The organism is Lyngbya confervoides BDU141951 (assembly GCF_000817775.3).
Lineage (GTDB): Bacteria > Cyanobacteriota > Cyanobacteriia > Thermosynechococcales > Thermosynechococcaceae > Lyngbya > Lyngbya confervoides.
Window position 1 is genome coordinate 58,120 of record NZ_JTHE03000061.1, and the last position, 23,444, is coordinate 81,563.

General features: G+C 55.1%; 26 protein-coding genes and 1 tRNA gene. 10 read left to right on the forward strand and 17 right to left on the reverse strand.

From position 1 onward, the window contains the following. Window positions 1–62 precede the first annotated feature (62 nt). Together QQ91_RS10895 and QQ91_RS10900 are read left to right on the forward strand one after the other, a co-directional pair. On the forward strand, window positions 63–218 hold the full coding sequence (locus QQ91_RS10895) for a hypothetical protein (RefSeq protein WP_166275002.1): 156 nt from the start codon (window positions 63–65) through the stop codon (window positions 216–218). A gap of 90 nt (window positions 219–308) precedes the next feature. After that, complete coding sequence (locus QQ91_RS10900; RefSeq protein ID WP_166275004.1) at window positions 309–518, forward strand: hypothetical protein; 210 nt, start codon at window positions 309–311, stop codon at window positions 516–518. Window positions 519–716: 198 nt separating this feature from the next. Here the strand turns inward: QQ91_RS10900 and QQ91_RS10905 are convergent, their stop codons facing one another. The 5 genes from QQ91_RS10905 to rplU form a co-directional block, all read right to left on the reverse strand. Next, window positions 717–1,103, reverse strand: a complete 387-nt coding sequence (locus QQ91_RS10905; RefSeq protein ID WP_166275006.1) for a DUF1823 family protein — start codon at window positions 1,101–1,103, stop codon at window positions 717–719. A 234-nt stretch (window positions 1,104–1,337) separates the two neighbouring features. Continuing rightward, on the reverse strand, window positions 1,338–1,967 hold the full coding sequence (locus QQ91_RS10910) for a DUF3611 family protein (protein ID WP_166275008.1): 630 nt from the start codon (window positions 1,965–1,967) through the stop codon (window positions 1,338–1,340). Window positions 1,968–1,970: 3 nt separating this feature from the next. Then, entirely contained in the window at window positions 1,971–3,161 is a 1,191-nt protein-coding gene (locus QQ91_RS10915) for a Coenzyme F420 hydrogenase/dehydrogenase, beta subunit C-terminal domain (protein WP_201277082.1), read from the reverse strand. A 266-nt stretch (window positions 3,162–3,427) separates the two neighbouring features. Then, window positions 3,428–3,682: a 50S ribosomal protein L27 gene (gene rpmA, locus QQ91_RS10920; protein ID WP_166275010.1), complete on the reverse strand. Its 255-nt coding sequence runs from the start codon at window positions 3,680–3,682 to the stop codon at window positions 3,428–3,430. An 82-nt stretch (window positions 3,683–3,764) separates the two neighbouring features. Further along, window positions 3,765–4,109 (reverse strand): 50S ribosomal protein L21, encoded by a 345-nt coding sequence (gene rplU / locus QQ91_RS10925; RefSeq protein ID WP_166275012.1) that lies wholly within the window; start codon window positions 4,107–4,109, stop codon window positions 3,765–3,767. A gap of 391 nt (window positions 4,110–4,500) precedes the next feature. On the opposite strand from rplU, the gene QQ91_RS10930 reads away from it, so the two are divergent. From QQ91_RS10930 to QQ91_RS10940, 3 genes are all read left to right on the forward strand, one after another. Beyond that, window positions 4,501–4,582: transfer RNA gene (locus tag QQ91_RS10930), tRNA-Leu, on the forward strand. Next, window positions 4,582–5,838 carry a CCA tRNA nucleotidyltransferase gene (locus QQ91_RS10935; RefSeq protein WP_166275014.1) on the forward strand — a complete coding sequence of 419 codons (1,257 nt, stop codon included), beginning with the start codon at window positions 4,582–4,584 and terminating at the stop codon, window positions 5,836–5,838. Before QQ91_RS10930 ends, QQ91_RS10935 begins: the two co-directional genes overlap by 1 nt. Window positions 5,839–5,895: 57 nt before the next feature. After that, window positions 5,896–7,548 (forward strand): hypothetical protein, encoded by a 1,653-nt coding sequence (locus QQ91_RS10940; RefSeq protein WP_166275016.1) that lies wholly within the window; start codon window positions 5,896–5,898, stop codon window positions 7,546–7,548. Here QQ91_RS10940 and QQ91_RS10945 read toward each other — a convergent pair. The 10 genes from QQ91_RS10945 to btpA all read right to left on the reverse strand — a co-directional run bounded on the left by QQ91_RS10945 (window position 7,545) and on the right by btpA (window position 16,288). Further along, complete coding sequence (locus QQ91_RS10945) at window positions 7,545–8,714, reverse strand: cysteine desulfurase family protein (RefSeq protein ID WP_166275018.1); 1,170 nt, start codon at window positions 8,712–8,714, stop codon at window positions 7,545–7,547. The two genes, QQ91_RS10940 and QQ91_RS10945, sit on opposite strands and share 4 nt — an antisense overlap. Continuing rightward, on the reverse strand, window positions 8,711–9,292 hold the full coding sequence (locus QQ91_RS10950) for a superoxide dismutase family protein (protein WP_166275020.1): 582 nt from the start codon (window positions 9,290–9,292) through the stop codon (window positions 8,711–8,713). The genes QQ91_RS10945 and QQ91_RS10950 overlap by 4 nt, the downstream gene beginning before the upstream one ends. Window positions 9,293–9,368: 76 nt before the next feature. After that, window positions 9,369–9,668, reverse strand: a complete 300-nt coding sequence (locus tag QQ91_RS10955) for a cyclic di-GMP-binding domain-containing protein, MshE-related (RefSeq protein ID WP_236095869.1) — start codon at window positions 9,666–9,668, stop codon at window positions 9,369–9,371. A 38-nt stretch (window positions 9,669–9,706) separates the two neighbouring features. Beyond that, a complete protein-coding gene (ylqF, locus tag QQ91_RS10960) occupies window positions 9,707–10,594 on the reverse strand; it encodes a ribosome biogenesis GTPase YlqF (RefSeq protein WP_201277083.1) in 888 nt (295 codons plus the stop codon). Between the two features lie 6 nt (window positions 10,595–10,600). Beyond that, a complete protein-coding gene (hisC, locus tag QQ91_RS10965) occupies window positions 10,601–11,668 on the reverse strand; it encodes a histidinol-phosphate transaminase (RefSeq protein WP_166275022.1) in 1,068 nt (355 codons plus the stop codon). 157 nt (window positions 11,669–11,825) lie between these two features. Beyond that, window positions 11,826–12,665: a phosphate ABC transporter ATP-binding protein gene (locus QQ91_RS10970; protein WP_236095870.1), complete on the reverse strand. Its 840-nt coding sequence runs from the start codon at window positions 12,663–12,665 to the stop codon at window positions 11,826–11,828. A gap of 18 nt (window positions 12,666–12,683) precedes the next feature. After that, window positions 12,684–13,520 carry a phosphate ABC transporter permease PstA gene (gene pstA, locus QQ91_RS10975; RefSeq protein WP_166275024.1) on the reverse strand — a complete coding sequence of 279 codons (837 nt, stop codon included), beginning with the start codon at window positions 13,518–13,520 and terminating at the stop codon, window positions 12,684–12,686. Continuing rightward, entirely contained in the window at window positions 13,520–14,434 is a 915-nt protein-coding gene (pstC, locus tag QQ91_RS10980; protein ID WP_250833333.1) for a phosphate ABC transporter permease subunit PstC, read from the reverse strand. The genes pstA and pstC overlap by 1 nt, the downstream gene beginning before the upstream one ends. A gap of 1 nt (window position 14,435) precedes the next feature. Then, on the reverse strand, window positions 14,436–15,320 hold the full coding sequence (locus QQ91_RS10985; protein WP_236095871.1) for a phosphate ABC transporter substrate-binding protein: 885 nt from the start codon (window positions 15,318–15,320) through the stop codon (window positions 14,436–14,438). A gap of 110 nt (window positions 15,321–15,430) precedes the next feature. After that, on the reverse strand, window positions 15,431–16,288 hold the full coding sequence (gene btpA / locus QQ91_RS10990; protein ID WP_166275026.1) for a photosystem I biogenesis protein BtpA: 858 nt from the start codon (window positions 16,286–16,288) through the stop codon (window positions 15,431–15,433). A 170-nt stretch (window positions 16,289–16,458) separates the two neighbouring features. Here btpA and folK point away from each other — a divergent pair, with 170 nt between their 5' ends. The 3 genes from folK (at window position 16,459) to QQ91_RS11005 (ending at window position 18,581) form a co-directional block, all read left to right on the forward strand. Then, complete coding sequence (gene folK / locus QQ91_RS10995) at window positions 16,459–17,013, forward strand: 2-amino-4-hydroxy-6-hydroxymethyldihydropteridine diphosphokinase (RefSeq protein ID WP_166275028.1); 555 nt, start codon at window positions 16,459–16,461, stop codon at window positions 17,011–17,013. Between the two features lie 176 nt (window positions 17,014–17,189). Then, the gene (locus tag QQ91_RS11000; RefSeq protein ID WP_166275030.1) at window positions 17,190–17,429 is read left to right on the forward strand and encodes a photosystem II protein, Psb35-related; all 240 of its coding nucleotides are present in this window, start codon (window positions 17,190–17,192) and stop codon (window positions 17,427–17,429) included. Window positions 17,430–17,564: 135 nt separating this feature from the next. Further along, window positions 17,565–18,581, forward strand: coding sequence for an NAD(P)/FAD-dependent oxidoreductase (locus QQ91_RS11005; RefSeq protein ID WP_166275032.1), 1,017 nt, complete (start codon window positions 17,565–17,567; stop codon window positions 18,579–18,581). Window positions 18,582–18,629: 48 nt separating this feature from the next. Here the strand turns inward: QQ91_RS11005 and QQ91_RS11010 are convergent, their stop codons facing one another. Both QQ91_RS11010 and corA read right to left on the reverse strand, forming a co-directional pair. Continuing rightward, the gene (locus tag QQ91_RS11010; protein ID WP_166275034.1) at window positions 18,630–20,219 is read right to left on the reverse strand and encodes a B12-binding domain-containing radical SAM protein; all 1,590 of its coding nucleotides are present in this window, start codon (window positions 20,217–20,219) and stop codon (window positions 18,630–18,632) included. Between the two features lie 48 nt (window positions 20,220–20,267). Beyond that, window positions 20,268–21,461, reverse strand: a complete 1,194-nt coding sequence (gene corA, locus QQ91_RS11015; RefSeq protein WP_166275036.1) for a magnesium/cobalt transporter CorA — start codon at window positions 21,459–21,461, stop codon at window positions 20,268–20,270. A gap of 225 nt (window positions 21,462–21,686) precedes the next feature. On the opposite strand from corA, the gene QQ91_RS11020 reads away from it, so the two are divergent. Both QQ91_RS11020 and QQ91_RS11025 read left to right on the forward strand, forming a co-directional pair. Then, a complete protein-coding gene (locus QQ91_RS11020; protein ID WP_166275038.1) occupies window positions 21,687–22,049 on the forward strand; it encodes an Alr5209 family pentapeptide repeat protein in 363 nt (120 codons plus the stop codon). A gap of 72 nt (window positions 22,050–22,121) precedes the next feature. Then, window positions 22,122–23,423, forward strand: a complete 1,302-nt coding sequence (locus QQ91_RS11025) for an FGGY-family carbohydrate kinase (RefSeq protein ID WP_166275040.1) — start codon at window positions 22,122–22,124, stop codon at window positions 23,421–23,423. The last annotated feature ends 21 nt before the right edge of the window (window positions 23,424–23,444 follow it).

Genomic DNA, 23,444 nt, shown 5'->3' on the forward strand with positions numbered 1-23,444 from the left:
CGGAATTAAATCAGGGAAGCTGTGATCCGTTAAATGAACTGCACCCTCTCAGCGCGCCCTTCATGAATTTTGTTTCATTTTTGATCAAACCGGCGATGATTGGTCTTTTGGCTGGAGTTGGCCATGGGGTCATCTCCCACCGCGCCAATCTCCCGATGTCACTTCCCGATCAAGTCATGAGCGTAATTGCCCCTGAGACGCTTCCCACCGAACTCTAAACCGAGGCGAAGTGTAATTTTTTTGTTAACTGTAGCCGAGAATACAAAAAATAGATGAAGATAAGGTGAGCGTTTATCAAGGGCATGCTCATGAACACAAATTCATCTAACCCGGTTGCTGCCGGCTCCCTCACCGACCGACTGATGGCCATTTCCTTAGCAACCCTGTCCATGTTTGTGGTAGGTTACTCGGCCACTCGGGTTGTGCTCAACGCACTGTCGACGGATACTTCAGCCACAGCAGAATCGATCACACCCCATCAGGCTGAGATGTGGAAAGTCTTTGGTCAGCGGTTCTAGCGGATCTCGCTGGCTAATCCAGAGTTTTGTGGCTGCCGGGTTTACATCCTGACGGTTCACATCCTGTCCCCAGCCGCAGCCATCAGACTAGGTTGGGGACCATGAATTGAGCCAGGCTCCCTGCAGCAGGGCACAACCGGCCTCTGCACAACCGACCTCTGCACAATCAATCACTGACTCAGCCTGAGACCTTGAGATCTAGGCGAGCATGCCTTGGGCTTTCATGTAGCTTAATAACCAACTCACAGCGGTGGCGCGGCGGGTGAGTCGCGGTTGAAGCTGATCCACGGTATAGCCTTTGAATCCCAAATAGGTTTTAAGAAGCTGCTTATTCTCCTGTGGAATTGAGCGCGTCAGATGCACAGTGGCCGGACGGCTGCCTATAAAATCAGGAGGAGTCGGAAATTTTTCCGCCCAGTAGGCCTCGACGTGGCTTATATCCCATTGCCCGTCCTGATGCTGATACCCTAAAGACTGCCAGAGCAGCTGGTTCACTGCGAGGTCACTCACCTGATCCTCTAAAATTTGCCAAAGGGTTTGCTGGGTCAACGGCAGAACCTCTAGGCTGGAGTCGGAACTAGTCATGGAGTTTGCAAAGCATTGAACGATGCGAATCTCAGGAGATTTCAAGAAAATTAACTCAACGGGTGTTTTGGATCACTGACCGATTTGGGTATTCTCTTTACCATAACGGTGTATGTTTCAAAGTCGCCCTCATTTATGAAGACTTTGCAATTATCTAACTGCTTAAGCAATCCCCACCTTGGGAGATGAGTGGCCGAGCCGGAACAGGTTCGGCCGCTTGTTCTTTAACTCCCCCTATCGCTGCGGTTGCGTCGTCCGTTGCAAGAGATATAGGGAGGCCAAAATTCCCACATATTCTCCCACCGCTAAATGTATGCAGACCAGAATCACGATCAAGTCTAGGGGGCCAATGCGAATTTCAAACACGTTTCCAAGCTGAGAGAGAGATTTCAGCAGGAGCAGCCCCCCACTTCCTTCTCCAGCCGTAAGCGTGAGCAGCATTCCCGTTAAATCAATCCCCAGCCCTAATCGCAGCAGATCCAGGGTTGAATTTTTAGAGGGTGCCGTATCAACTGAGTTTGTCTGTAAGCGACGCCCCCAATTGATATAACGGTAGCTCCAGTAGGCACTGGCCGCCAACAACACGACACTACAGGCGATGAGAAAAAGACCCACTCCCGTGTTGGGATCAACGGTAGGAACGGGAGCTGGGGCTGTCCCGGTGCCGCCAGAGGGATTAGTGGCCGGGGTGCGAGGCACCTGCCGGGCAAAAAAAGTTGGCAAGAATCCCACCAGCGCTAAGATCCCCGACAAAATGGTTAAAACCACTTTAATCCATAGGCTGAATCGCCCCCACAGGATAAATCCGGTTCCAAGCTTTCGGAGGGTGACGGTAACGGATTGAATTTCTCCAGCTTCGGCCATAGGTCAATTCTTCGGGAGACGGTACTGAGCAACAATTTTTTTGGCGTAGTCTGGAACGTGGGCGTCAAGCTTTTCAGGATAATTACGACGCACATAGAGATAATTGCGCGTAAAGTGAGAATCTATGGAGAACCTTGCATATTCCAGACCCTTGGGTCCGAAACGCTCAATGAAGATGCCCATGAGCTTGGCCGCCCACAGGGGAAGAGTGACGCCTTGATCGTAGGCCGGGATGCTTTGCTGGACTGCCTGTTTGCGATCGCCCTGGGCCGTGACCGGCTGGGTGTGAATTTGATCTTGCACTAAATCCAGCATGGCTTGGCCCGTCGGGTTGCGAACCACAATCCACTGCCAGCCATAGGGGGCACCCATGTACCCCACCACGAGATCGGCAAGGGAGTTGACATAGTCAAAACAGCTCATACAGGAGGGAGCAAAGACATCCTTGAGCTGGTTTGTTTTGAGACCAAAGAAGGGGACTTTCTCCTCGGACCCATCCTCATGCTTAAAGTGCACCTGGAAGTCCTGCATAAATTCGTAATACACCACTGTGTCGGGCGAACGACTGGTGGTATCGAGGAATTTTTGCAGCCCGGAGCGCGAAACATTGTCGACACAAGGGGTTCCAAGCACGTACAGCCGTTCTAATCCCAGCTTTTTCTCCACGGATCTAAGGGCCTGGATTTGACAGCCAACGCCAATGACCAGCAGACGCTTCAGACCTGAGGCTTCAATCTCTTCTAAGATATTCAAATTTGGGGACAGCGTGGGCTTATTCACCCTGGCAGCAAGGATTTCCTCTGGCGATCGCGCAATGAGGGGCTTGGGCTCAAAGCGATCGTCCTGAGTGTTCTGGACACAGACCACGCCCTCCACCCAGCCGCGGTTGAGCATCTCAATGGCGATGGTGCTGACAATCCCCGTCCACTGCGCCCCTGGAATCGGATCCGTCTTCCGAGCCGCCATCATGGACTGATGCACCCCAAAATAGAGATCGTCCTCTTGATTGAGATCTCGGCTGCGCCCGTGGGCAGCCTCCTCTAGCGCAGGAATTTGCTGATTGAGGAACGCACAGGCCTCCTTGACATAGTGAATGTAGTGGGTATCACACAACCCGCACTCACTACAGAGTTCTTTGGCAGGACGGCGACTCTTGGGGTTAAGCGCTCTCGCTTTTTTATGGGCAGCAACCATGGGCAGACTGTTGGGATGAAACCTGTTCCTCACGATAGCGTATCCCCGTCGCCCTGTGGAAAGGGAAAGACAATGATGGCCATTAATGGCGGATCGAAACGCCCCTCTGTGGTCGCGAGGAGAGGAACTATGGCGGGGATTTATAGCCTTCTCTCCCCCATCAGATCACAAAAAACGCCGCCCGCAGGCAGCGCTGGATTGCTAAGATACGCTAGTGTCAGTCATTGACCGCCACCGCGTAATCTGTCATCAATAAACACCGGTGGTTAAGCCGCGTACACGCTGACCTTCTTGCCATTTTTACCGCGGCGCTCAAACTGGACGACACCATCAATTAGGGCAAACAGCGTATCATCATTGCCGCGCCCCACGTTGTTACCCGGATGAATCTTGGTACCGCGCTGCCGAACGATGATGTTTCCGGCCAGAACCACCTCACCGCCGTACCGCTTAACACCTAAACGTTTGGCGTTCGAGTCGCGTCCGTTCCGAGTACTACCAGTTCCCTTCTTATGAGCCATGACAACCTCAAGCTAAATCAATAACGTCTCTGTTTAACAGTCTAAAAAACCCCTTGGCCCTTGGGCAGGAGCCTAACCTGGCCTACTCTGCCTTCTTAGCCGCAGCCGCCTTACCCGTGTTGATTTTATCAATCATCACGCGCGTTAGATCCTGACGATGTCCCTGCTTTTTGCGGGTCTTCTTCTTCGGCTGCATTTTGTAAACCACAACCTTCCGCCCCCGATGGTGCTGCATGACCGTTGCTTCCACAGTAGCCCCTTGCACAAGGGGCTGGCCGAGGGTCACCTTGCCGTCTTCATTCACCAGCAGCACTTGGTCGAGGGTGACTTTGTCCTCTGCCTCTGCACTGAGACGCTCAATGTCGTAATACCGTCCGGGTTCTACCCGGAGTTGCTTCCCACCCGTTTCGATAATTGCGTATGTCATAGCGTGGAATGTCCTTTCAATCAATTCGCCGTACAGGTTCCTGAGAGTCTTAAGGGGCAAGCGCCCAAGAGGACTCAGGATTTTTGCCTATCTGAACCTGATCCGAGCGGAGTCAAGCCATCTATAGCTTTGTGGCTTCTGAATTTTTGAGATAACAAAGTTAAAACTCAGCTGATTCAAAACACCAGCTTACCAGTATCATAAATAAGCTGAGTCTCTGTCAAGTTTTGGGGCACCCATTTTACTGAGATCTGCTCCTGACCAGAGGCATCCCCCCGTGGATTTGCCTGCAAGCAGATTTGTCTGAAAGCAGGATCTAAGAGGCCAGTCAACTGTTCTATTGGGAAGGTGTTTATAAATTCTCTATGTCCTGTATAATGAGTGAGCTTGAGGGCGGATGGCGAAATTGGTAGACGCACCACACTCAAAATGTGGCGACTTCGGTCGTGAGAGTTCGAGTCTCTCTCCGCCCATGCAATCGGTACTTAACCCGCAAAGCTGGCCCTTTGAGCTGGAGGATTTACCCAACTCAGCCCGTTTAGTGGGTGGCGGCGTTCGAGATGCCCTCTTAGGCCACTCTTCAGGCTATCTGGATCTAGACTTTGTCGTTAAAGATAGTCCGGTTTCAATCGCCCAGGCCATCGCCCGCCGTTACCAGGCTGGCTATGTTCTGTTGGATGCAGAGCGTCAGATTGCGCGCGTGGTTTTTCCCAAGACCACCGCTGACTTTGCGCTGCAGGTGGGCAAGTCCCTGGAAGAGGATTTGCACCGCCGGGACTTTACCATTAACGCCATCGCCTACCGTCCCCATGATGGCAAAATCATGGATCCCCTGAACGGCTATGCCGATCTGCAACGCGGAACCATTCGGATGATTTCCGAAGCCAACCTGCGTGATGATCCGCTGCGGTTGATGCGAGCCTACCGCCAAGCCGCCCAGCTTAATTTCACCCTGGATCCAGAGACGCAAAATGCCATTCGAGAATTTGCCCCCCTCCTCTCTCAGGTTGCCGCAGAGCGCATCAAGGTGGAGCTAGGCTACTTGCTGAGCAGCAGTGCAGGGACGCCCTGGCTGTCGCAGCTCTACAAAGATGGCCTCCTAGAGCACTGCTTTCCAAACCTCTCGACGGAAAGCATCGCAAGACTGGCCGCCATTGATGAGGCGGAGGGGATGTTGAGTCGTCAATATCCCGATTTGGCCTCTAAATTGCATCAGCGGCTCAGCGATCGCGCTCAAGGTGCAGAGGCCCTGCGGCGCACAGTTCTCTCCACGGTCAAGCTGCTGGCCTTGGTGGCCCTCGACCCGGACACCGCTGAGGCTACGCTGCTGAAGCTAAAATATAGCCGCAATGAAATTCGCTTAATTTGTACCGTCATTCGCGGCATTCAAGCCTTTGCACAGCAGACGTCCCAAATTTTGGGGTCAAAGACTCAGCAATATCAGTTCTTCCAGCTCATGGGCAAATTCTTTCCGGCCTTTGTGGTGGTCAACCTGGCCATGGGCGGTTGTTTAGCGCAGCTTCAGCCCCTGATTCACGCCTATGGAGATCCCTCTAGTCCGGTGGCCCACCCCCAACCCCTCCTTTCCGGCTATGAGTTAATTCAGGCCCTGCACCTATCTCCAGGCCCCAATATCGGGAAGCTGCTCACGGCGATCGCCTATGCCCAAGCCGAAGGCCAGGTCCACAGCAAAGCCGAGGCCATCGCCTATGCTCGCCGTCAGCTCTAGGCAACTCCGAAGCGCAGCCGCCCCGAACGGGCGTCAGGAGCGGCGACCTCAGGGGCTATGAAGCTCTCTGTAGTGCGGCAGCGCCTGATCTTTTTGACGGCCCGGCACCGGCTGGGGTTGGTCTTTGCCGCCACCACCCTGAGCATCTTTCTGATCGATCGGTTGGCCGGAAGACTATTGAGCACCCTCTGGCAACGGATGGAGAGCGGCAACAGCAACCCTCTGGACATTGGCTTTGCCCCAGAGGTTTGGCTATCTGTGATTGGCCTCACCCTGGGAACCCTGGTCATTGTGATCTCCATTGCCGCCCAAACCATCCCGAAGGTGGCGGATCTCTACATGCAAGACTGGGTCAGCCTGTTCTACATCTGGTTTGTGATCGGGGGCAGTGCCCATGCGGTGTACCTCAAGGTGCTTCAGGACAACAGCGTTATTCTCCCCGCCAGTTTGATCCTCAACCTGTTTATCCTGCTGCCGCTGGCCATTATTCTGGCCTTTCCCTATATTTTTTATGTCCTCAGGAACATTCAGCCTGATACGGTCATTCAAATTATTTTTCGGCGGCATAGCAGCCTAATGCGGCAGCTCACCCGCCCCAGTTTTCAGACGGCCCTAGCAAAGGATCCCTATCGCACAGCTCTCCATCAGTCCCTGTTAGAGTCTTTGACTCAGCTTGAAAGTATCTTTGGCTATGTCACTTTCAAAGAGCCCAAGGCTAGAGTCATTCAGGTCATTGGGATGCTGCTGCAGGAATACGTCTGGATGAAGCCGGCCCTCGGCAGTCGTTTTTTCCAGATTAGTTCAGCCATTCGCCAAGATCTCGCCTTCCAAACCATGGCCGATCAGTTCCAGGCCATTGAAGAAAATCATATTTTCTATGAGCAAAAATGCTACCGGGTGTTGGGGAACGCCTACCTGAGGCTATTGGAAGACCAGGAGTTTGATTTAGCCTCCTTGTGCGGTACCCAGCTGATTCAGGTGGGGGCCACGGCCCTTCAGGCCAACGATGAGGGACTGCTCGACATTACCATCACTCGCATCAATACCTTGATGCGGTTTGCCCTTAAGCATGGCTTAACCCACAACGAGGCACGTCATCTTTACAACCTTGTCTTTCACTACCGCGAACTCATTGAGTCACTCATTGAATTCGAACGCCGCCAGAAAGCCCAGCGCTGCGTTTACTATCTTCGCACCTACGCCAATGAAATTTATCAGCAGGGCCAATCAACGCCGCAGGTCCTGTTCATTGTGGATGTGGTCGCGGCAGAAATGCGAACGCTGCTGATCAAAACCCATCAGGCTCGCTGGCCCTTAGAGATTCAGCGATCGCTCCTGAGCGAGATGCTGCAAGTGGATAACCCACCAGAACTCGACCCCACCAGCATCGAGCCGCGGCATAAAAATAGCGGCGTGCGGATGCTGCAAATCAGCTTGGCCCTCTATTACCTCAAGGTTCAACAGCCGGAGTTTGTGGCACTGATCATTGAGGATATCCTGGATGACATGCAGATCTTGGGGACCCAGGGCTTTCAGGCCATGATGCAGCGCACCTGCGATCGCCTCCAGGCCACCCAGCCCACCTATTGGGAAGAAACCGATCGGGGGAACCGCAATTTGTTCTACACAGATGATACCGATCAAATTCCCCATTTTCTGGAGCATTTAGATCGCCAAATTCGCCGCCATTCCCTGCCGCGATCGCCTTAAGGGCGAACCGCGGCACGTAAACTGGTGACGGCCTCGCGCACCCCTTGCCCAGCTTCCGCAATCTCTTCAGCCGTGGTAAAGCGACCCATGCCAAAGCGCAGGGTTGCCTGAGCCAGCCGTGCTGGTCGCCCCAGAGCCCTGAGGACAGGGGAGGGTGCCGACTTTCCGGAGGAACAGGCTGACCCCGAGGAGACGGCGATGGCCTTTTGTACCGCCAGGATCAGGGCCGATCCATCCACGCCAGCAAAACTCACGCTCAGGCAACCTGGCAGGCAGCGAGTGGGATGACCATTTCGGTAAACCCCTCCCAGGGTCTGAAGATCTTGCCAGAGGGCGTTTCGAAGCTGGATCAGCCGCGCCTGTTCCCTGGCTTGCTCTGCCAGCCCCAGATCAATGGCTGTCGCGAGTCCCATAATCTGGTGGGTAGCCAGGGTTCCCGATCGCACCCCCCGTTCTTGCTCACCGCCGTGGAGTTGGGGTGCTAGTCGCACTGAGCGCCTGAGATACAGCGCCCCTATTCCCTTAGGGCCGTAGAGCTTATGTCCCGTGATTGAGAGCAGATCAATCTTTTGAGCCACCACATCTAGAGGCACCTTGGCAATGGCCTGCGCCGCATCGGTGTGGAACAAAATGCCGCGCTCCCGGCAAATTGCACCAATCTCCGCAAGGGGCTGGAGTACCCCAATTTCGTTGTTGGCCGCCATCACCGACACCAGAACGGTATCCGGACGGAGCGATCGCTCAAGCTCCCCCATATCCAGCAATCCCTGGGAATCCACCCCAAGGTAGGTCACCTCAAACCCCAGAGTCTCCAGATAGCGACAGGGGGCCAGCACGGCACTATGCTCTGTCTGCACCGTGACCAAATGTCGTCCCTTTGCCAGGTATCGCTCCGCCACTCCCTTAATCGCCAAATTATTGGACTCCGTGGCGCCGCTGGTAAAAATAATTTCCTCTGGCTGGGCATGCAGCGCTTTAGCAATCGTGCGCCTGGCTTGCTTCACTGCCGCCGCCGCCTGCCAGCCCTGGGCATGGCTCAAGCTGGCCGGGTTACCGGGATAGGTGTGCAGGTAAGGCAGCATGGCGGCAATGACCCGTTCATCAACAGGGGTTGTGGCCATGCCGTCGAGGTAAATGGGCCAGGGGCGGTCGGCAGATCGGCTCATGACTCCGGTTGATTCACCTGCCGCACACCAATCACGCCTTGGGCAATCCGAGCACCAGCATTTCCCGTGGGCTGGCCACCGTCGTCTTCATCGGCATGAATAATCACGCCGCGCCCTAGAATTGGATTTTTAGTTCCGTTGATGGAAATATTGTCCACCGTAATTTCTTGGCGCGCATTGCCCTGGGCATCTGCGGTTAAATTGCCCAAATCTCCGGCGTGACGATTGGTTTTGTTGGGCAGGGCATGATCTTGATTTTCAGGGTTGTAATGCCCGCCCATGGAGTTCCCATCTGGGGTACTGATATCCCCAAATTCGTGAATATGCCAGCCGTGAACCGTATTGGGCTTAAGCCCCTGCACATTAACCACCACTTGCACCGCCTCACCCGCCTGGACAAAGTCCACCGTTCCGGAGACGTCGTTTCCCTGGGTAGGGGTCAACACCGCGATCGCACGGTCAATCGGATCTGTTCCCGGACTTCCCGAATCTCCAGAGGGCGCAGAACCACCGTCACAGCTTGTTAGGAATACAACCCCCAGCAGGACAGGAAACAGTCCCCATACTCGTCGGTTCATCACAGATTTTTCCTCTCTTGAGCACCCTTCTACCTTATCGGCTTTCATGATGCAGACAGGAAAAAGCAGGATAAATTTAACGGGCTTTTCGCTTGCGAAATTTCTGCATTTCCACAAATTCCTGGGAGAGGGGTTCTCCTAAGCCTCGCTCAATTTCCATCACCTTGGTGGAGATAAAATCCAGGGTTTTTTGGCTTAGCCAGCCTCGCATCACGGCAATTTCACCAAACTTCATCCCGGTGGAGACTTGGTCGCTCAAGATGACGTCAACCTGCGCCTCGGTCAGCAAACCCGCATCAATGAGATAGCTGCCAATTCGTTTGGAGTGGGGATCGTACCTGAGCATAAATGAGGAAGGGTTGTTTGAGGTCAGCATACCCAATTCATCCTGAGAATCGAACCTCGGTTGCCGATCTAAATTGTTGAGTTTTCGGGCGGCGTTTCCAGCGCGATCGCCCCGAGCATCCCCTTTCGAAAGTCGTTGAGAACTTGCTGGGCGGTCCGCTCCACATCGCCCCGATGATTCAACTGGGCAAGTTCAGCCAGATATTCATCCCCACTTTGATCTGTCAAGGCCAGATCATAGCGACTGGCCAAAACATGACAGGGCACGTAGTGAGTCACCACTTCGTTGTAGGCCTCAATCTGCTGCAGTTGCTCAATCAGCTGTGCACAAACCCGCTGATTGTCGTAGGCCGCCTGGCCAATATCATCACACATCGCCAAACGATAGGCGGCGCTTTGGTCCGTGAGTTTGGCCGGCAAGACCCCCGGCGCATCTAAAAGTTCGAGTTCCTGCGAAACGCGCACCCAGCGCAGTTGGCGCGTCACCCCAGGGCGGCGTGCGCTTTCTACAATCCGTCGCTTGAGCAAGCGGTTAATCAAGGCGGACTTCCCCACGTTGGGAAAACCGATCACCACCGCCCGCACCGGACGGGGCAACATGCCGCGATCGCGTCGTCGCTGGTTCAGCTGCTTTCCCGCCGCCTGGGAGGCTTGCATCACGTTTTGTAATCCCTTCCCGGCCTGAGCATTGGTAAAAAAGGGGGTTTCCCCTATGGCTTTAAAGTACTCTCGCCAGTGATCGCGGGCCGCCGCAGAAATTAAATCCATGCGGTTGAGCACAAGAATCCGCGGTTTCTCGCCGATCCAGTGGAGAACCTTGGGGTGTCGACTGGCCAGGGGAATCCGAGCGTCCCGCACCTCAAACACCAAGTCCACGCGTTTGAGTTGATCGAGCAGGGCGCGTTCGGCCTTCGCAATATGGCCGGGATACCATTGAATGGGAGGCGTAGACACCATGGGACCTCACGAGATCAGATCAGCAAGGACTCCACAGAGCAGCGCATTTTGCGCGTCGGTGCCCACCGTAATTCGCAGCTTATCCTCTAAATCCGGTAGAGCAAAGTAGCGCACGTAAATGTCCCTTGCCTTGAGATCTAGCATAAGCTGCTCAGCGTCAACGGGTGGGCGCACCAGCAAAAAGTTCGTCACTGAAGGCCAAACCTGACAGCCGAGGCGCTGGAGCTGCTGCGCTAGCCACTGCCGCGATCGCCGCACCTTCTCGACATTGCGGCCCAGATGATCTTGATCCTGGATTGCGGCAGTGCCCAACAAAGTGGCGATCGCATCCAAGCTATAGCTATCCTTGACCTGATTGAGGGCCTGGATGACCGGGGGCTGAGCAATGGCATATCCCAATCGCAGACCCGCCAGGGAATAGCCCTTTGACAAGGTGCGTAGCAGCACAACCCGTTCCGAGGCTCGCACCAGGGCTAGGGCCGAGGAGGGGGCAAAATCCCCATAGGCTTCATCAATCACCAGCAGTCCTGAAACTCGCTGTGCCAACTGTTCTAAATCCGCCAGGGCAATCGCGGTGCCCGAGGGGCTGGCTGGAGCCGCCACCAGGGTGACTTTTCCCCGCGCTTGAAGCAGGGCCTGAACGGGAAGGTCGAAGGTTTTGGGGAAGGGTACTGCCTGCTTTTGAGCACCCTGGAGGTCGGCCAGGGTGGGATAGAGGGCATAGGTGGGCCAGGGATAGACCAGGCGATCGCCCGCATCCACAAAGGCAGCCATGATTAAACTCAAGAGGTGATCGCTCCCATTGCCCACGATCACCCAATCAGGGTCAACCTGATGCAGGTGTCCTGCAGCCTCTCGAAAGATCTGAGCACTGGCATCCGGATAGCGCCGCAGATGTTCGGCATCCAGATGATGCAAAGCCTCAAGCACCCTCGGAGAGGGAGGATAGGGATTTTCGTTGGTGTTGAGTTTTAGGACAGGACTGCCAGGGGGCGGCTGCGATCCGGGGCGATAGCCTGACACGGATCGCAGGTGCGATCGCACCAACTGAGAGATGAGGGAGGAGGAAGACATGCTGGCAAAAGATAGGCTGGCGGTGCCAAGTATACTGACTCCTGGGGCGCGATCGCCACAGGGCCGAAGTTTTGGGACCCCTTGATCATTTCTGTCTCATTGGGGAGGCCCGTGGATCGAGACCTCACACCATCGTTCCCGGCGATTTAGCCCTCGCCTACCCCCGCTGCCCGGAAACATAGGCCTGGGTGAGAGGATGTTGGGGAGCTTCAAAAATATCCTGGGTGGGTCCCACCTCAATGAGCTGCCCCACACCCTGATGCTGCCAGAAGACTGCAACGCGATCAGCCACTCGGCTAGCCTGAGCAAGATTATGGGTGACAATCACAATGGTGTACTGCCCCCGCAGGCGGCGAATTAAATCTTCAATGACTTCACTGGCAATTGGGTCAAGGGCACTACAGGGTTCGTCCATCAGCAGCACCTGAGGCTTGAGGACCAAGGCTCGCGCTAAGCACAGTCGCTGCTGCTGCCCCCCGGAGAGCGCCTGGGCTGGAGACTGGAGTCGATCCTTCACCTCGGCCCAAAGTCCCACATCCTCCAGAGCCTGCTGGATTTGACGCCGCTGCTGCTGGCGATCGCGCAGACCATGCTCTCGTAGCGGAAACGCCAGATTTCGATAGATGGACAGAGGAAAGGGGCTAGGGCGCTGAAACAGCATCCCCACGCGCCGCCGCAGTTGCCATAGGGGAATATCTTGAATGCGGTCCTCCCCCAAATAGACTTGACCGGCGAGGTGGGTCCCAACATCAAGTTCAATGAGGCGATTGAGACAGTTTAGAAGGCTAGTCTTGCCACAGCCCGAGGGACCGATGATGGCATTTACCTGGCCCGCAGCAAAATGAAGGGTCACAGCGCGAAAGGCAGGCGTTTTCCCGTAGAACAAACACAGATTTTCCGTGCGCATCCCTGGCGCGGACTGGGCAGAGGCCGACATCGGGGCAGAGGCCGCCGCAGATTTTGACCCAGTCGACCAGCGGGGAAACAGCTTGAACATATCGTCCATCCTCAGCAACTATCGCGACCTTAGGGAATATCGTTGAAACCAGTGACTCAGACCGGCCACCAGACTATTGGTGAACAGCAAAATGCCAATCAGAATACAGGCCGTCCCATAGGCGTTGGGCTCTCCCCCGGCCACATTCATGGCCAAATCGTAGATGTGAATCGAGAGCGATCGCCCGGAGTCCCAGATTGAGGTGGGGAGGCGATCCACATACCCGCTGGTGAAAATGAGCGCCGCTGTTTCCGCGATCGCCCGACCAAATCCCAGGAGCGATCCCACCGCAATGCCCGGCATTGCAGCCGGGAACAGAAGAGTCCGAAAGGTGGACCAGCGCGAGAGTCCCAGGGCAGCGGCGGCTCGGCGATCCCGCTGGGGAATCGCCTGTAAACTTTGCTGCACAGCGCGAATAAAGATGGGTAAAACCATACAGGCCAATGTTAGCGCCCCAGACAGGAGGGACAGCCCCAACCCCAGCACTTGCGTGAACACAGCATTCCCAAACAGGCCAAAGACGATGGATGGAACCCCTGCCAAAATGTCCAGACTCAGCTCCACCGTGGCCCGAAACCGGGGAAACTGCTGACCAAACTCGGCAAGCAAAGTGGCCGTTGCCAAGCCCAGGGGAAGAGCCAGCCCTAGAGACAGGGCCAAAATCCAGAGGGTAGACACCAGGATCGGAAAAATACCGCCTGAACGCCCAGAATCCACGGGCGCTTCACTGATGAACCGCCAGGAAATTTGCGGCAGCCCATGCCATAGCAAATCTCCCAAAATCCACAGCAGCGCTCCGACGACAGCCAGGGCCATCATCCAAAGAATCAGGGTCGGCAAACGCTCTGGAGACATCACTCCTGCCTCCCTAAGCGGGACGGGTCACCCTCTACCCCTGACCAGCCCCCCCGAGTCCACGAAAAGCTGATCACCCTCAAGGAAAACGTCAGTCCCACCAATCCCAACAGGAGCAGCCCCGTCACAAACAGAGCCGCACGATGATGCCCGCTGGCATAGGCCATCTCCAGGGCAATGTTGGCCGTCAGGGTGCGCACTGAACTGTACAGTGAATCCGGGATCTGAACCACATTGCCACAGACCATCAGAACCGCCATGGTTTCACCCAGGGCACGCCCCAAGCCCAGACCGATAGCTGTCATTAATCCAGGTCGAGCGGCGGGCAAGCAAACGGTCCAGAGGGTTGCCCAACGACCGATGCCCATGGATTGAGAACTACGCCAGTATTGGGGCGGAATTTGCCGCAGTTGACTGTCCGCAATCAGGGCCAAGGTAGGTAAGATCATCAGGGCCAAGATAACAATCCCTGCCAGTAAACTGGGGCCGGGCGGATGCACACGGGCAATGAGGGGCACCAGAACCACCAGCCCCCAAAACCCATAGACGACCGAAGGAATCCCAGCGAGGAGTTCGAGCATACGACGGTAAATTAGGGCAATGAAGGAAGGGGCGTAGTAGCAGGCAAAGATGGCTGCGCCCAAGCCAAAGGGTACAGCAATGGCCAAGGCCCCAAGGGTGACCGCAAAGGATCCCACCACCATCGGTATCAGGTTGTAGTCTTCCAGAGTTGGTGACCAGTCCGGGTCCTGGAACAGAGTCGCGATGCCTGGGTCGAGAAAAAAGGGCCAGGACTCTTTGACTAAAAACAGGAGAATAAATCCCACCAGGCTTGCCGAGAGCAGGGCAGCCCCCTGGAGCAGGATCAACCAGACGCGATCGCCTGGAGCCAGATGATTCAGGGTTTTCAGCACCCTAAGACTCCGGCGGGACAAAAAACTGACGTTTCACCGTCGCCGCCATCGGGGGAGAGGTCGCAAATTCGATAAATTCCCGCGCCTGCGGCGTAGGCGTGCCCTTCGTCACCAAGTTGAGGGTGCGGGACAGGGGAAAACTTCCATCTTGCACCGTTTGCAAGGTCGCAGGAACCCCCTCTAGGGGCAAGAGTTTGATGGGTTCTCCGCGATCAATTTCCACGGTGGCTGCCCCAATGGAAACATAGCCGATGGCATGGGGATTGGCCGCCACAGTTTTCAGCCCCTGTTGATTATCGCCAATGACAACATCGGCCTTAATATCCTTGGGTCCAAACTGAAAATAGCTCTCAAAGAGCTCCAGGGTTGAACGGCCTTGCGCCTTATTGACCACGGTAATCGGGGCATCTTGGCCGCCAAGTTGACGCCAATTGGTGATTTGCCGACGAAAAATCTCTCGAATCTGCTGATCGCTCAAGGTCTTGACCGGGTTGCGGCTGTGCACAATGAGTCCAATTCCATCTCGAGCCACCGCAAAGGATGCTAAGTCCGTTTCGGCCTCCGTCAGATCACGGGAAACCAGCCCAATATCGGCCACCCCCGAACGAACATCGGCAATCCCGCGAGAGGATCCTCCGGTCTGAACATCCACCCGCACCTGGGGATGCTGCGCTTCATACTGCTTGCCAATTTCGGCCACCAGCGGCGCCCCTGTGCTGGAACCGGTCAGAGTTAAGGTTTGCGGTTGCTCCGCGGCCGGGGATTGGGGCGATCGCCCACAGGAGGAGGCGATCCAGCACAGGGGCAACAGAAACGCCATTGAGGTGAAGCGTGCAGAGGAGGGGGGGGAGCGCCACCGGAAAAGCCGGAGAGGGCAGGAAGTCATCAACAAGTGTTCCTACAACTGGAATAGCGATTGACTACGACTATAGAGCGATCGCCCCTGGAAATTGCTTAATCCAAGATTAAAAGCCTCTGATTAAAAGCTCCTGATCTTCAGCCACTTTCCTTAAGCACAGACACTGACATCCGACTAGACTCCGTACCTTGCCGAAAGGTCGATCGCCGCATCGCTTCCACAAATCGACTCACTCGAATGGGATCAATGGGCTGGGAAATTTGTCCATTCCGCTTTAGGGAGCTTGAAACAATCACCCCATCCGCAGCAGCCATGAGGTGAGGAATATTTTCCCAGTCTGCTCCACTGCCAATCAAAACCGGCACCCCTGCCGCCGCCTTCGAGGCCAACTCTAAATCCTCTGTGGTGGGAGGACTACCGGTCCCCCAGCCCGACAAAATCACCGCATCTGCCAAACCTCGCTCAATGGTCTCTTGAACCGCAGTGGTCAGATTAGGGGTACCCAGAGGACGGGCATGCTTCACCAGGACATCCGCAAAAATCTTCACGTCACAGCCCAACTGCTGCCGGTAGCGGAGCAAATCATGGGCGCAGCCCTCAATAATGCCCTGATCAGTAGCCATGACCCCCGTTAACACGTTCACGCGAATAAACTGAGCATCCACGTTGGCCGCGATCGCCAGGGCGCTTTTAGCATCGTTGCGCAGCACGTTAATTCCCATGGGCAAGGGCACTAGTCCCTTAATCCGTTGGGCCACCAAACTCATGGCGCTCACCACGGCAGGATCCACCCGATCCTTACAAAAGGGCGCATCGAAAAAATTCTCAATCAGAATAGCATTGACGCCGCCAGCGGCAAGGGCTGTAGCCTCCTGCTCCGCACGGTCAATCACTGCCTTTAAAGACCCGCTCCAGCGGGGCGAAGCAGGCAGGGGCTGCAGGTGCACCACGCCAATCACGGGATTAGGAACTTGAAAAATGTTTTGTAACTCCACAGGTCTAGAGTCGAACTCGGTATCGCGGGCGAAGCCATGAGGGTCAACTGCCGGGCAACTCAACCGATCTAGCTCTCATCCATTGAAAAGATAAAATCAGGTTGACTGTCCAGCTTGTCTAGCATATCAGCTCTACAGACCTCTCTTATATTCCTCGTCAGCCCTTGACCATGCAACCTCACTCTCCAACGCCCCCGGGCCTGATTGCCGCCGTTGGACTGGGCAGTAATCTTGGAGATTCTCTCAACATCTTGCAGGGCGCGATCGCCACCCTGAATAATCACGCCCACCTATGGGTGCTGGCCCAATCTCACTGGTATCGCACTCCGGCCCTTGGGCCTCCGCAGCCTGACTACATTAACGGCTGCATCCTTTTGCGCTGCTGCTGCCCAGCCTTAAATCTCCTCTCAATTTTGCACCAGGTAGAACATCACTACGGGCGCGTTCGGCAACAGCATTGGGGACCGAGAACTCTGGATCTCGATTTATTGTTCTTTGGCCATCAAATCATTCAAACCCCGCAGATCAGCGTTCCCCATCCCCATCTCCAGGATCGGGCCTTTGTGCTGCAGCCACTACTGGACATCTATCCCGATTTTCAACATCCAGTCCTGAAACAGACGGTTCGGGCCTTGGCCCACGCGGTTTCCCTGGATGGGATTGAGCGAATCTCAACCCAGTCAACCGTGCCTGGATTCGAGGCTCCACCACCCAAAAGCCCATAGCACACAAAAAATAATATATCAACCTACTTGCATTTTTCTTAACACGATGTTACATTAATTTACATCAAGCAACGTTCAAGTCGGCCACTGACCTTTAGGATTGATTCTTCTTCAGTCTTTGTAGTTCTTGGCAGATGTTCATTGCAGGTCTCAGATGAATCATTAGGAGGCAGGATATGTTTGCCACAACCTTGTTAATTGCCGTTGTCGTCGCGGGTTTTGTTGCCGCCATCACCCTTGGATCCCAGGCTTATTTTCGCGGTGAAATGACCAAGCCAATCCATGAGCGCAATTGGAACTCAAAGTCCTTTGATCAACTTGCCGAAACTATCACCGGTGAAAAAATTGAGGGTATGACGCGAGAGCCAGGCTTCATCGTTTCCGACGCCTACGCAAGTTCTGCGATCGCCGAATAGCCTGAAATTCTATTCATTATCTCCTGTGTGCATTTCGCCGCAGCGCAAGACGCTGCGGCTTTTTTTACTCTGGCCTAGGGGAATCCAGCCCAGGGCGACCACGGCATAGGAGGGCACCCCCCTTGTGGAGACCAGATGTCAAAACGCTGCATCATTATTGGAAGTGGACTGACGGGTTTAACCCTTGCCAAGCAATTGAAGCCCAGCCCTTGGTGCGTGCAGGTCCTGGACAAGGGCTTTGGACCTGGCGGACGCTTGGCCTCTCGTCCCTTAACGCATCCAGCCGGAACGGCAGGGCAGTGCGACTATGGCGCACAATTTTTTCGCGCCACCCACCCTCAGTTCCAACGGTGGGTGCAGACCATGGAGGAACAGCAAGCCGTCGCGGTGTGGGGATCTGCGTTCCTTGATAGTCAGGGTCAGCAGCGATCATTTTCAACGCCTTGCTATCGCGGGGTTCCCCATCAGCGATGGCTCGCTCTGGCCCTGGCCCAGGATCTCACGCTGTATCAACAAACTCGTGTTGATCAGATCCACTGGCAATCAGAGAGCTGGCAAATCCAGGCAAGCAGCGGGGCGAGCTTTCAGGCAGATTGCCTGGCGATCACTCCGCCCTTACCCCAGACCCTAGATCTGTTGAGGACTTCCTCTATTCCCATCGCGCCTGAGGTCCAGACTCAGCTCGCGGCAGTAACCTACGATGCCTGCCTGACCGTAATGGCCCTGCTTGACCAGCCCAGCCTGATTCCGCCACCGGGAGGACTCTTTGTGCGAGATTCTCCACTGCAATGGATTGCTTGCAATCAGCAAAAGGGCATTTCTGTCTCCACCCCAGCTTTGACGATCCACGCCACTCCTGAGTTTAGTCAGGATCACTGGGACAGCGCCCCCGAAACTGTGGTGAGCCAATTGATCCAGGCGGCCCAACCCTGGATAGCGGGGTCAGTTCTGGCAACACGCTACCATCGCTGGAAATATAGCCACCCCAAGACAGTCGTGGGCCAACGGGCGATCGCCCTGCCCTGTCCTGGGCCTTTGATCCTAGCGGGAGATGCCTTTAGCCTGACCCCAGATCCAGATCCGTCACTTCAGTTAGAACAGGCATACCTGTCAGGGTTAGCGGCGGCGGACCTGGTGCGGCAGTTCGATTAAGGAGATGGGCCAGTGCAAGAGATACCAGATTCAGGCTAGATCTGGCGCCTAGGCCGTTTTTTTCTCCAGGATCGCTGGGACGGCTGCCTCTGCCGGATTCACCGGGGACTGACGCTGCAGGTAGGTCTCCAACTGGGACTGAATTTGCGATCGCACCTGCTGGCGATATTCCAAAAAGTGCTCACCCAGCGCGCAAATGGAGAGGTAATGCTGCCAATGTCCCGGTTTTCGCCGGAAGATATGGGCCAAATAAAGCCAGAATTTCCAGCGCGTCTTTCGCACGATCCCCTGTCTCCAGCAGACGATGACCAGGGCGCGCAGGGTCGACCAGTTAGGCCGACGCAACTCGGAGCGATGGCGTGGCTCTCCCATTGCCAGAAACTGTCGATAGGTGCGATCTAAATAGTTCAGCGGGTCGTAGAGTTCCCAAAAGGCGCGCACATATTCCTGGGCAATCGTTTCCACCGGACGGGTGGGAATGAAATTCATCAGGGTGGTTTGATTAATGTTGGCATTGCCGGCCACAATGCGTCCCTCTTTCTCCAGCCTAGCCCAGAGCGCCGTATTGGGCAGTGCCTGAAGCATACTGAACATGGCCAGCGTAATGTTGTTGTCCTCCACAAAGCGAATAATGCGATCGCCCGCACCGGCCTTCTCGTTGTCAAAGCCAATGATAAACCCTGCGGTCACCCGCAGCCCGTAGCTCATAATCTTGGCCACAGAGTCATCTAGAGAGGTGCGCGTGTTTTGAAATTTTTGAGTGAGGTCTAAGCTGCTGGTATCTGGGGTTTCAATGCCGAGGAAGACCGCGTTGAAGTTACAACCCACCATCAAGTCCATCAGCTCTGAATCGGCGGCGAGATCCACGGAGGCTTCCGTATTGAAATGAAACGGATACTGATGTTCCTCCATCCAGGGCTTCAGTGCCCGGAGCATTAACTTCACATTGCGCTTATTGCCAATGAAGTTATCGTCGACCAGAAAAATACTGCGACGCCACCCCAAATCGTAGAGACGCTGAAGTTCGCCTAACAACTGCTCCGGCGTTTTTGTGCGGGGCTTACGCCCATAGAGCACAATAATGTCGCAAAACTCACACTGAAACGGGCAGCCCCGCGAAAACTGCACTGACATATTATCGTAGGCATCCATCTCCAGCAGGTCGTAGCGAGGAATCGGCGTCAGCGTCACATCGGGTTTTTCCGCCGAGCGAAACAGACCAGAGGCGTCACCCCGCGCCAGCGCCTCTAAAAAGAGAGGCAAGGTGACCTCGCCCTCGTCCAGCACCAAGTAGTCGGCCCCAGACGCCTCTGCCTCCTCCGGCAAGGAGGTGGGATAGGGCCCCCCCACCGCAACGGGAATCTGACGCCGTTTGGCCTCTTGAACCTGAGCCTTGAAGTCGGCACTTTGCACAATCATCGCCGAAACAATTACCAGTTCCGCCCAGTCCCACTCCGCCTCGGAAACCGCCCTCACGTTGCGATCGACCAATTTAAATTCCCAATCCTGGGGCAAAATTGCAGCAACGGTGATCAAACCAAGGGGAGGAAGGAGCGCTTTACGATCCACCAGCTGCAGGGCCTGCTCGAAGGACCAAAAACTTTGAGGAAACTCTGGATAAATCAGGAGTACGCGCACTAGACTTAAATCCTCACTCCAATCTCAATTGATTTCAACCATACAAGATTATTGCTTTCTTGACCGGAAAATCCTAGGCCTAGTTTCCTGACTGGTTTCCCTGGACACTGCAGAGGGCAAAGCATGGGTAAATTCGTGGAACCAGCCGCGTCGCCAGAAGAAAAATACCAAACCAGCGGCGATGGTAATCATGAGGACCCAGACGGCAGGGTACCCCCAATACCAGTTCAGTTCCGGCATATTCAGCGGCGAGACCTGGGAATTAAAGTTCATGCCATAGACCCCTGCAATGAAGCTCAAAGGAATGAAAATGGTGGAGATTACGGTCAAGGTTTTCATCACCTCATTCATTTTGTTGTTCACCGACGACAGGTACACCTCCATCAAACTAGAGGTTAGATCCCGATAGGTTTCCACCATATCCAGAAGCTGAATCGTGTGGTCGTAGCAGTCGCGAAAATAAATCTGGGCCTCATCGCTAATAAAATCGGTGCCATCTCGAAACAGCAGGGTCAGGGCATCGCGCTGGGGCCAAATGGTGCGCCGCAGCACCAAAAGTTCCCGCTTCATCTGGTGGATTTTGGCCAGGGTTTGGGGGGTGGGGCGGTCGACCACTTCCTCCTCTAGGGCTTCAATGCGCTCACCAAACTGCTCAAGCACAGGAAAGTATCCATCGATAATGGCATCCAAAAGCGCGTAGGCCAAGTAATCCGTTCCCATTCGACGGATCACGCCTTTGTTGCGGCGAATCCGCATTCTGACAGCATTAAAGCAGTCATGTTCCGCATATTCCTGCACCGTCAGCAGCGATCGCGGTTCCAGGATGAAGCTCACCTGTTCGATCACATAGTCTTCCTGCTGGGGACGCAGGGTAACCATCCGCGTCACAATTAACAGCTGATCTTCGTAGTCTTCGACCTTAGGACGCTGGGGGACGTTCACGACATCCTCAAGCACGAGGGGATGCAGATCAAAGACTTCGCCAATGCTTTTGAGGGTAGTTTCGCTGCCCAATCCCTGGACATCAATCCAGGAGACAGACTCACTTTCTAGAAAAGGCCGACAGTCTTCTGGCACCTGTAGGGTATGTCGCGTGGAGCGCTCTGGGGTGTAATCGGTGAGGTAAATCTGGGATGGAGCCGCATTTTCTCTGATTCTCAGCGTTCCGGGGGCGCTGCCCGGTTTGTCAAAAAAGTATTCCAGGTTATCGGCTTGGGCGTCAAAGATATCTTGTACAGTCATAGGCCGCTTAGGACAGAAAATTTCCCCCACCCTAACCATTTCTGGGGCAAACCGATTCTTCCTTTCGGCACAGCGCGGACTTTGACAATTGCCCCATTGTTTATCAAGGCTTATCAAAAATTCAGGACTGGGAGGATAGAGGGGGAACCGAGTTCGCTAAAATCAGGGCTGGGATCACATCTGGCGATCGCCGTCAGGTCACCCTACCCAGTCGGAACTGAAGCAATGTATACCCATCGGCAACCCATGACAGTGGAGGAGTTTCTCCAAGCCTACCAATCCGGTCAGCGAGACTTTTCCGAAGTCGACTTGTCCCAGGCGCAGCTCGCAGGACAAAACTTGAAAGGGGTAAATTTCAATTACGCAGACCTCTCCCAGGCTAACCTGCAGGGGGCCAACCTGCGGGGCGCGGATCTGAGCTTTGCGATCTTGCAAGGGGCCGATCTCAGTCAGGCCGACCTGCGAGGCAGCTTGATCATCGGCACCAATTTCCGGAACGCCAATTTAGAGGGGACGAACTTTGCCCAGGCCGATTATGATCTCTCCCAAACGATTTTTCCCGAGGGATTCAACCCGCTTTCCCTTTGATAGGTCTGTTTATTGAGTCCAATTATTGAGTCCAATTATTGAGTCCAAAAGTTTTCTCCATCGATCAGGTGCATGTACTATCTCGGGATTGATTTTGGCACCTCTGGAGCCAGATCTGCGGTGATTGACGAAACGGATCAACTCTGCTGGCAGCAAAGCATTCCTTTCCCCTCGCCCATGGCTTCTGGCCCAGCCCAGCGATGGCGAACCACCCTGTTCCAATTGATCCAGGCGATTCCGCCAAGGTACAAAGCTGCGATCGCCCGAATTGCCATCAACGGCACCTCCGCCACGGTCCTGCTCTGTGACGAAACCGGGACGCCCCTCACCGAACCGCTGATGTACAGCGATCGCTGTCCCCCCGATTCTTTGGCCCCCTTAGCAAACATTGCGCCTGCTGGACATTTAGTTCTCAGCCCAAGCTCAAGCCTGGCTAAACTTTTATCCTGGCGTTCCCATCCGCTTTTTCCCCAAGCCCGGTTCTTGCTGCATCAAGCCGATTGGATCGCCGCTCAGCTGCACGGACGGTGGGGAATCAGCGACTATCACAACTGCCTGAAGCTAGGCTATGACCCCGCCCAGCGCGCCTATCCCAACTGGTTTGACCATGATTTTATTGCCCCGTTGCGATCGCTCCTGCCCCAGGCCCTTACCCCAGGTACCGTTGTGGGACCACCGCAGGCGACCCTTGCCCGCCATCTGGGACTGCCCTCCCAGACCGAGATTTGTGCAGGCACCACCGATAGTATTGCCGCTTTTCTAGCCAGTCCCGCCCAAGGTCCAGGAGAGGCCGTCACCTCCCTTGGCTCAACGCTGGTAATCAAGCTGCTCAGTCAAACTCGCATTGATCAGTTTGAATCCGGCATCTACAGTCACTGGTTTGGATCGGCCTGGCTGGTCGGCGGCGCCTCCAACACCGGTGGAGCCGTTCTGGCCCATTTTTTTACCCCCACCGAACTGACTACCCTCAGTCTCCAGATTGACCCCCAACAAAACCTGGACCTAAACTACTACCCACTCCTGAAGCCTGGGGAGCGCTTTCCCATTCAAGATCCTGACCTGGAACCTCGTCTGCCCTCGCCTGAGGCCGATCCCGTCACCGTCCTTCAGGGATTGCTACAAAGCATGGCCCGAATTGAAGCTGAGGGCTATGGAAAATTGCAGGCCCTAGGAGCCAATCCACTCTTGCGAGTCTATACCGCCGGGGGGGGAGCCCAAAATGCAGCCTGGACAGTCCTGCGTCAACAGGCCCTGGGTGTCCCGGTGCTAGCCGCACCCCAAACCGAGGCGGCCTACGGTACAGCGCGGTTAGCGCGGGGCTACTTTTCCCAGCAAGCCAGTTCTTTCCCGGAGTCCTTGAGCAAAATGGACTAGCATAGGGGGGATGGTCTTCAC

Excerpts from the sequence above, each read along its gene's own strand:
- pstA (WP_166275024.1), bottom strand. The coding sequence starts at position 13,520 with ATGTCTCCAGAGCGTTTGCCGACCCTGATTCTTTGGATGATGGCCCTG.
- QQ91_RS10950 (WP_166275020.1), bottom strand. The coding sequence starts at position 9,292 with ATGAACCGACGAGTATGGGGACTGTTTCCTGTCCTGCTGGGGGTTGTA.
- QQ91_RS10945 (WP_166275018.1), bottom strand. The coding sequence starts at position 8,714 with ATGAGCCGATCTGCCGACCGCCCCTGGCCCATTTACCTCGACGGCATG.
- ylqF (WP_201277083.1), bottom strand. The coding sequence starts at position 10,594 with ATGGTGTCTACGCCTCCCATTCAATGGTATCCCGGCCATATTGCGAAG.
- QQ91_RS10895 (WP_166275002.1), top strand. The coding sequence starts at position 63 with ATGAATTTTGTTTCATTTTTGATCAAACCGGCGATGATTGGTCTTTTG.
- QQ91_RS10935 (WP_166275014.1), top strand. The coding sequence starts at position 4,582 with ATGCAATCGGTACTTAACCCGCAAAGCTGGCCCTTTGAGCTGGAGGAT.
- hisC (WP_166275022.1), bottom strand. The coding sequence starts at position 11,668 with ATGTCTTCCTCCTCCCTCATCTCTCAGTTGGTGCGATCGCACCTGCGA.
- QQ91_RS11025 (WP_166275040.1), top strand. The coding sequence starts at position 22,122 with ATGTACTATCTCGGGATTGATTTTGGCACCTCTGGAGCCAGATCTGCG.
- QQ91_RS10985 (WP_236095871.1), bottom strand. The coding sequence starts at position 15,320 with ATGACTTCCTGCCCTCTCCGGCTTTTCCGGTGGCGCTCCCCCCCCTCC.
- QQ91_RS10900 (WP_166275004.1), top strand. The coding sequence starts at position 309 with ATGAACACAAATTCATCTAACCCGGTTGCTGCCGGCTCCCTCACCGAC.
- rpmA (WP_166275010.1), bottom strand. The coding sequence starts at position 3,682 with ATGGCTCATAAGAAGGGAACTGGTAGTACTCGGAACGGACGCGACTCG.
- QQ91_RS11000 (WP_166275030.1), top strand. The coding sequence starts at position 17,190 with ATGTTTGCCACAACCTTGTTAATTGCCGTTGTCGTCGCGGGTTTTGTT.
- folK (WP_166275028.1), top strand. The coding sequence starts at position 16,459 with ATGCAACCTCACTCTCCAACGCCCCCGGGCCTGATTGCCGCCGTTGGA.
- rplU (WP_166275012.1), bottom strand. The coding sequence starts at position 4,109 with ATGACATACGCAATTATCGAAACGGGTGGGAAGCAACTCCGGGTAGAA.
- QQ91_RS10940 (WP_166275016.1), top strand. The coding sequence starts at position 5,896 with ATGAAGCTCTCTGTAGTGCGGCAGCGCCTGATCTTTTTGACGGCCCGG.
- QQ91_RS10970 (WP_236095870.1), bottom strand. The coding sequence starts at position 12,665 with ATGTTCAAGCTGTTTCCCCGCTGGTCGACTGGGTCAAAATCTGCGGCG.
- QQ91_RS10915 (WP_201277082.1), bottom strand. The coding sequence starts at position 3,161 with ATGGTTGCTGCCCATAAAAAAGCGAGAGCGCTTAACCCCAAGAGTCGC.
- QQ91_RS10905 (WP_166275006.1), bottom strand. The coding sequence starts at position 1,103 with ATGACTAGTTCCGACTCCAGCCTAGAGGTTCTGCCGTTGACCCAGCAA.
- corA (WP_166275036.1), bottom strand. The coding sequence starts at position 21,461 with ATGACTGTACAAGATATCTTTGACGCCCAAGCCGATAACCTGGAATAC.
- QQ91_RS10910 (WP_166275008.1), bottom strand. The coding sequence starts at position 1,967 with ATGGCCGAAGCTGGAGAAATTCAATCCGTTACCGTCACCCTCCGAAAG.
- QQ91_RS11020 (WP_166275038.1), top strand. The coding sequence starts at position 21,687 with ATGTATACCCATCGGCAACCCATGACAGTGGAGGAGTTTCTCCAAGCC.
- QQ91_RS10955 (WP_236095869.1), bottom strand. The coding sequence starts at position 9,668 with ATGCTGACCTCAAACAACCCTTCCTCATTTATGCTCAGGTACGATCCC.
- QQ91_RS11005 (WP_166275032.1), top strand. The coding sequence starts at position 17,565 with ATGTCAAAACGCTGCATCATTATTGGAAGTGGACTGACGGGTTTAACC.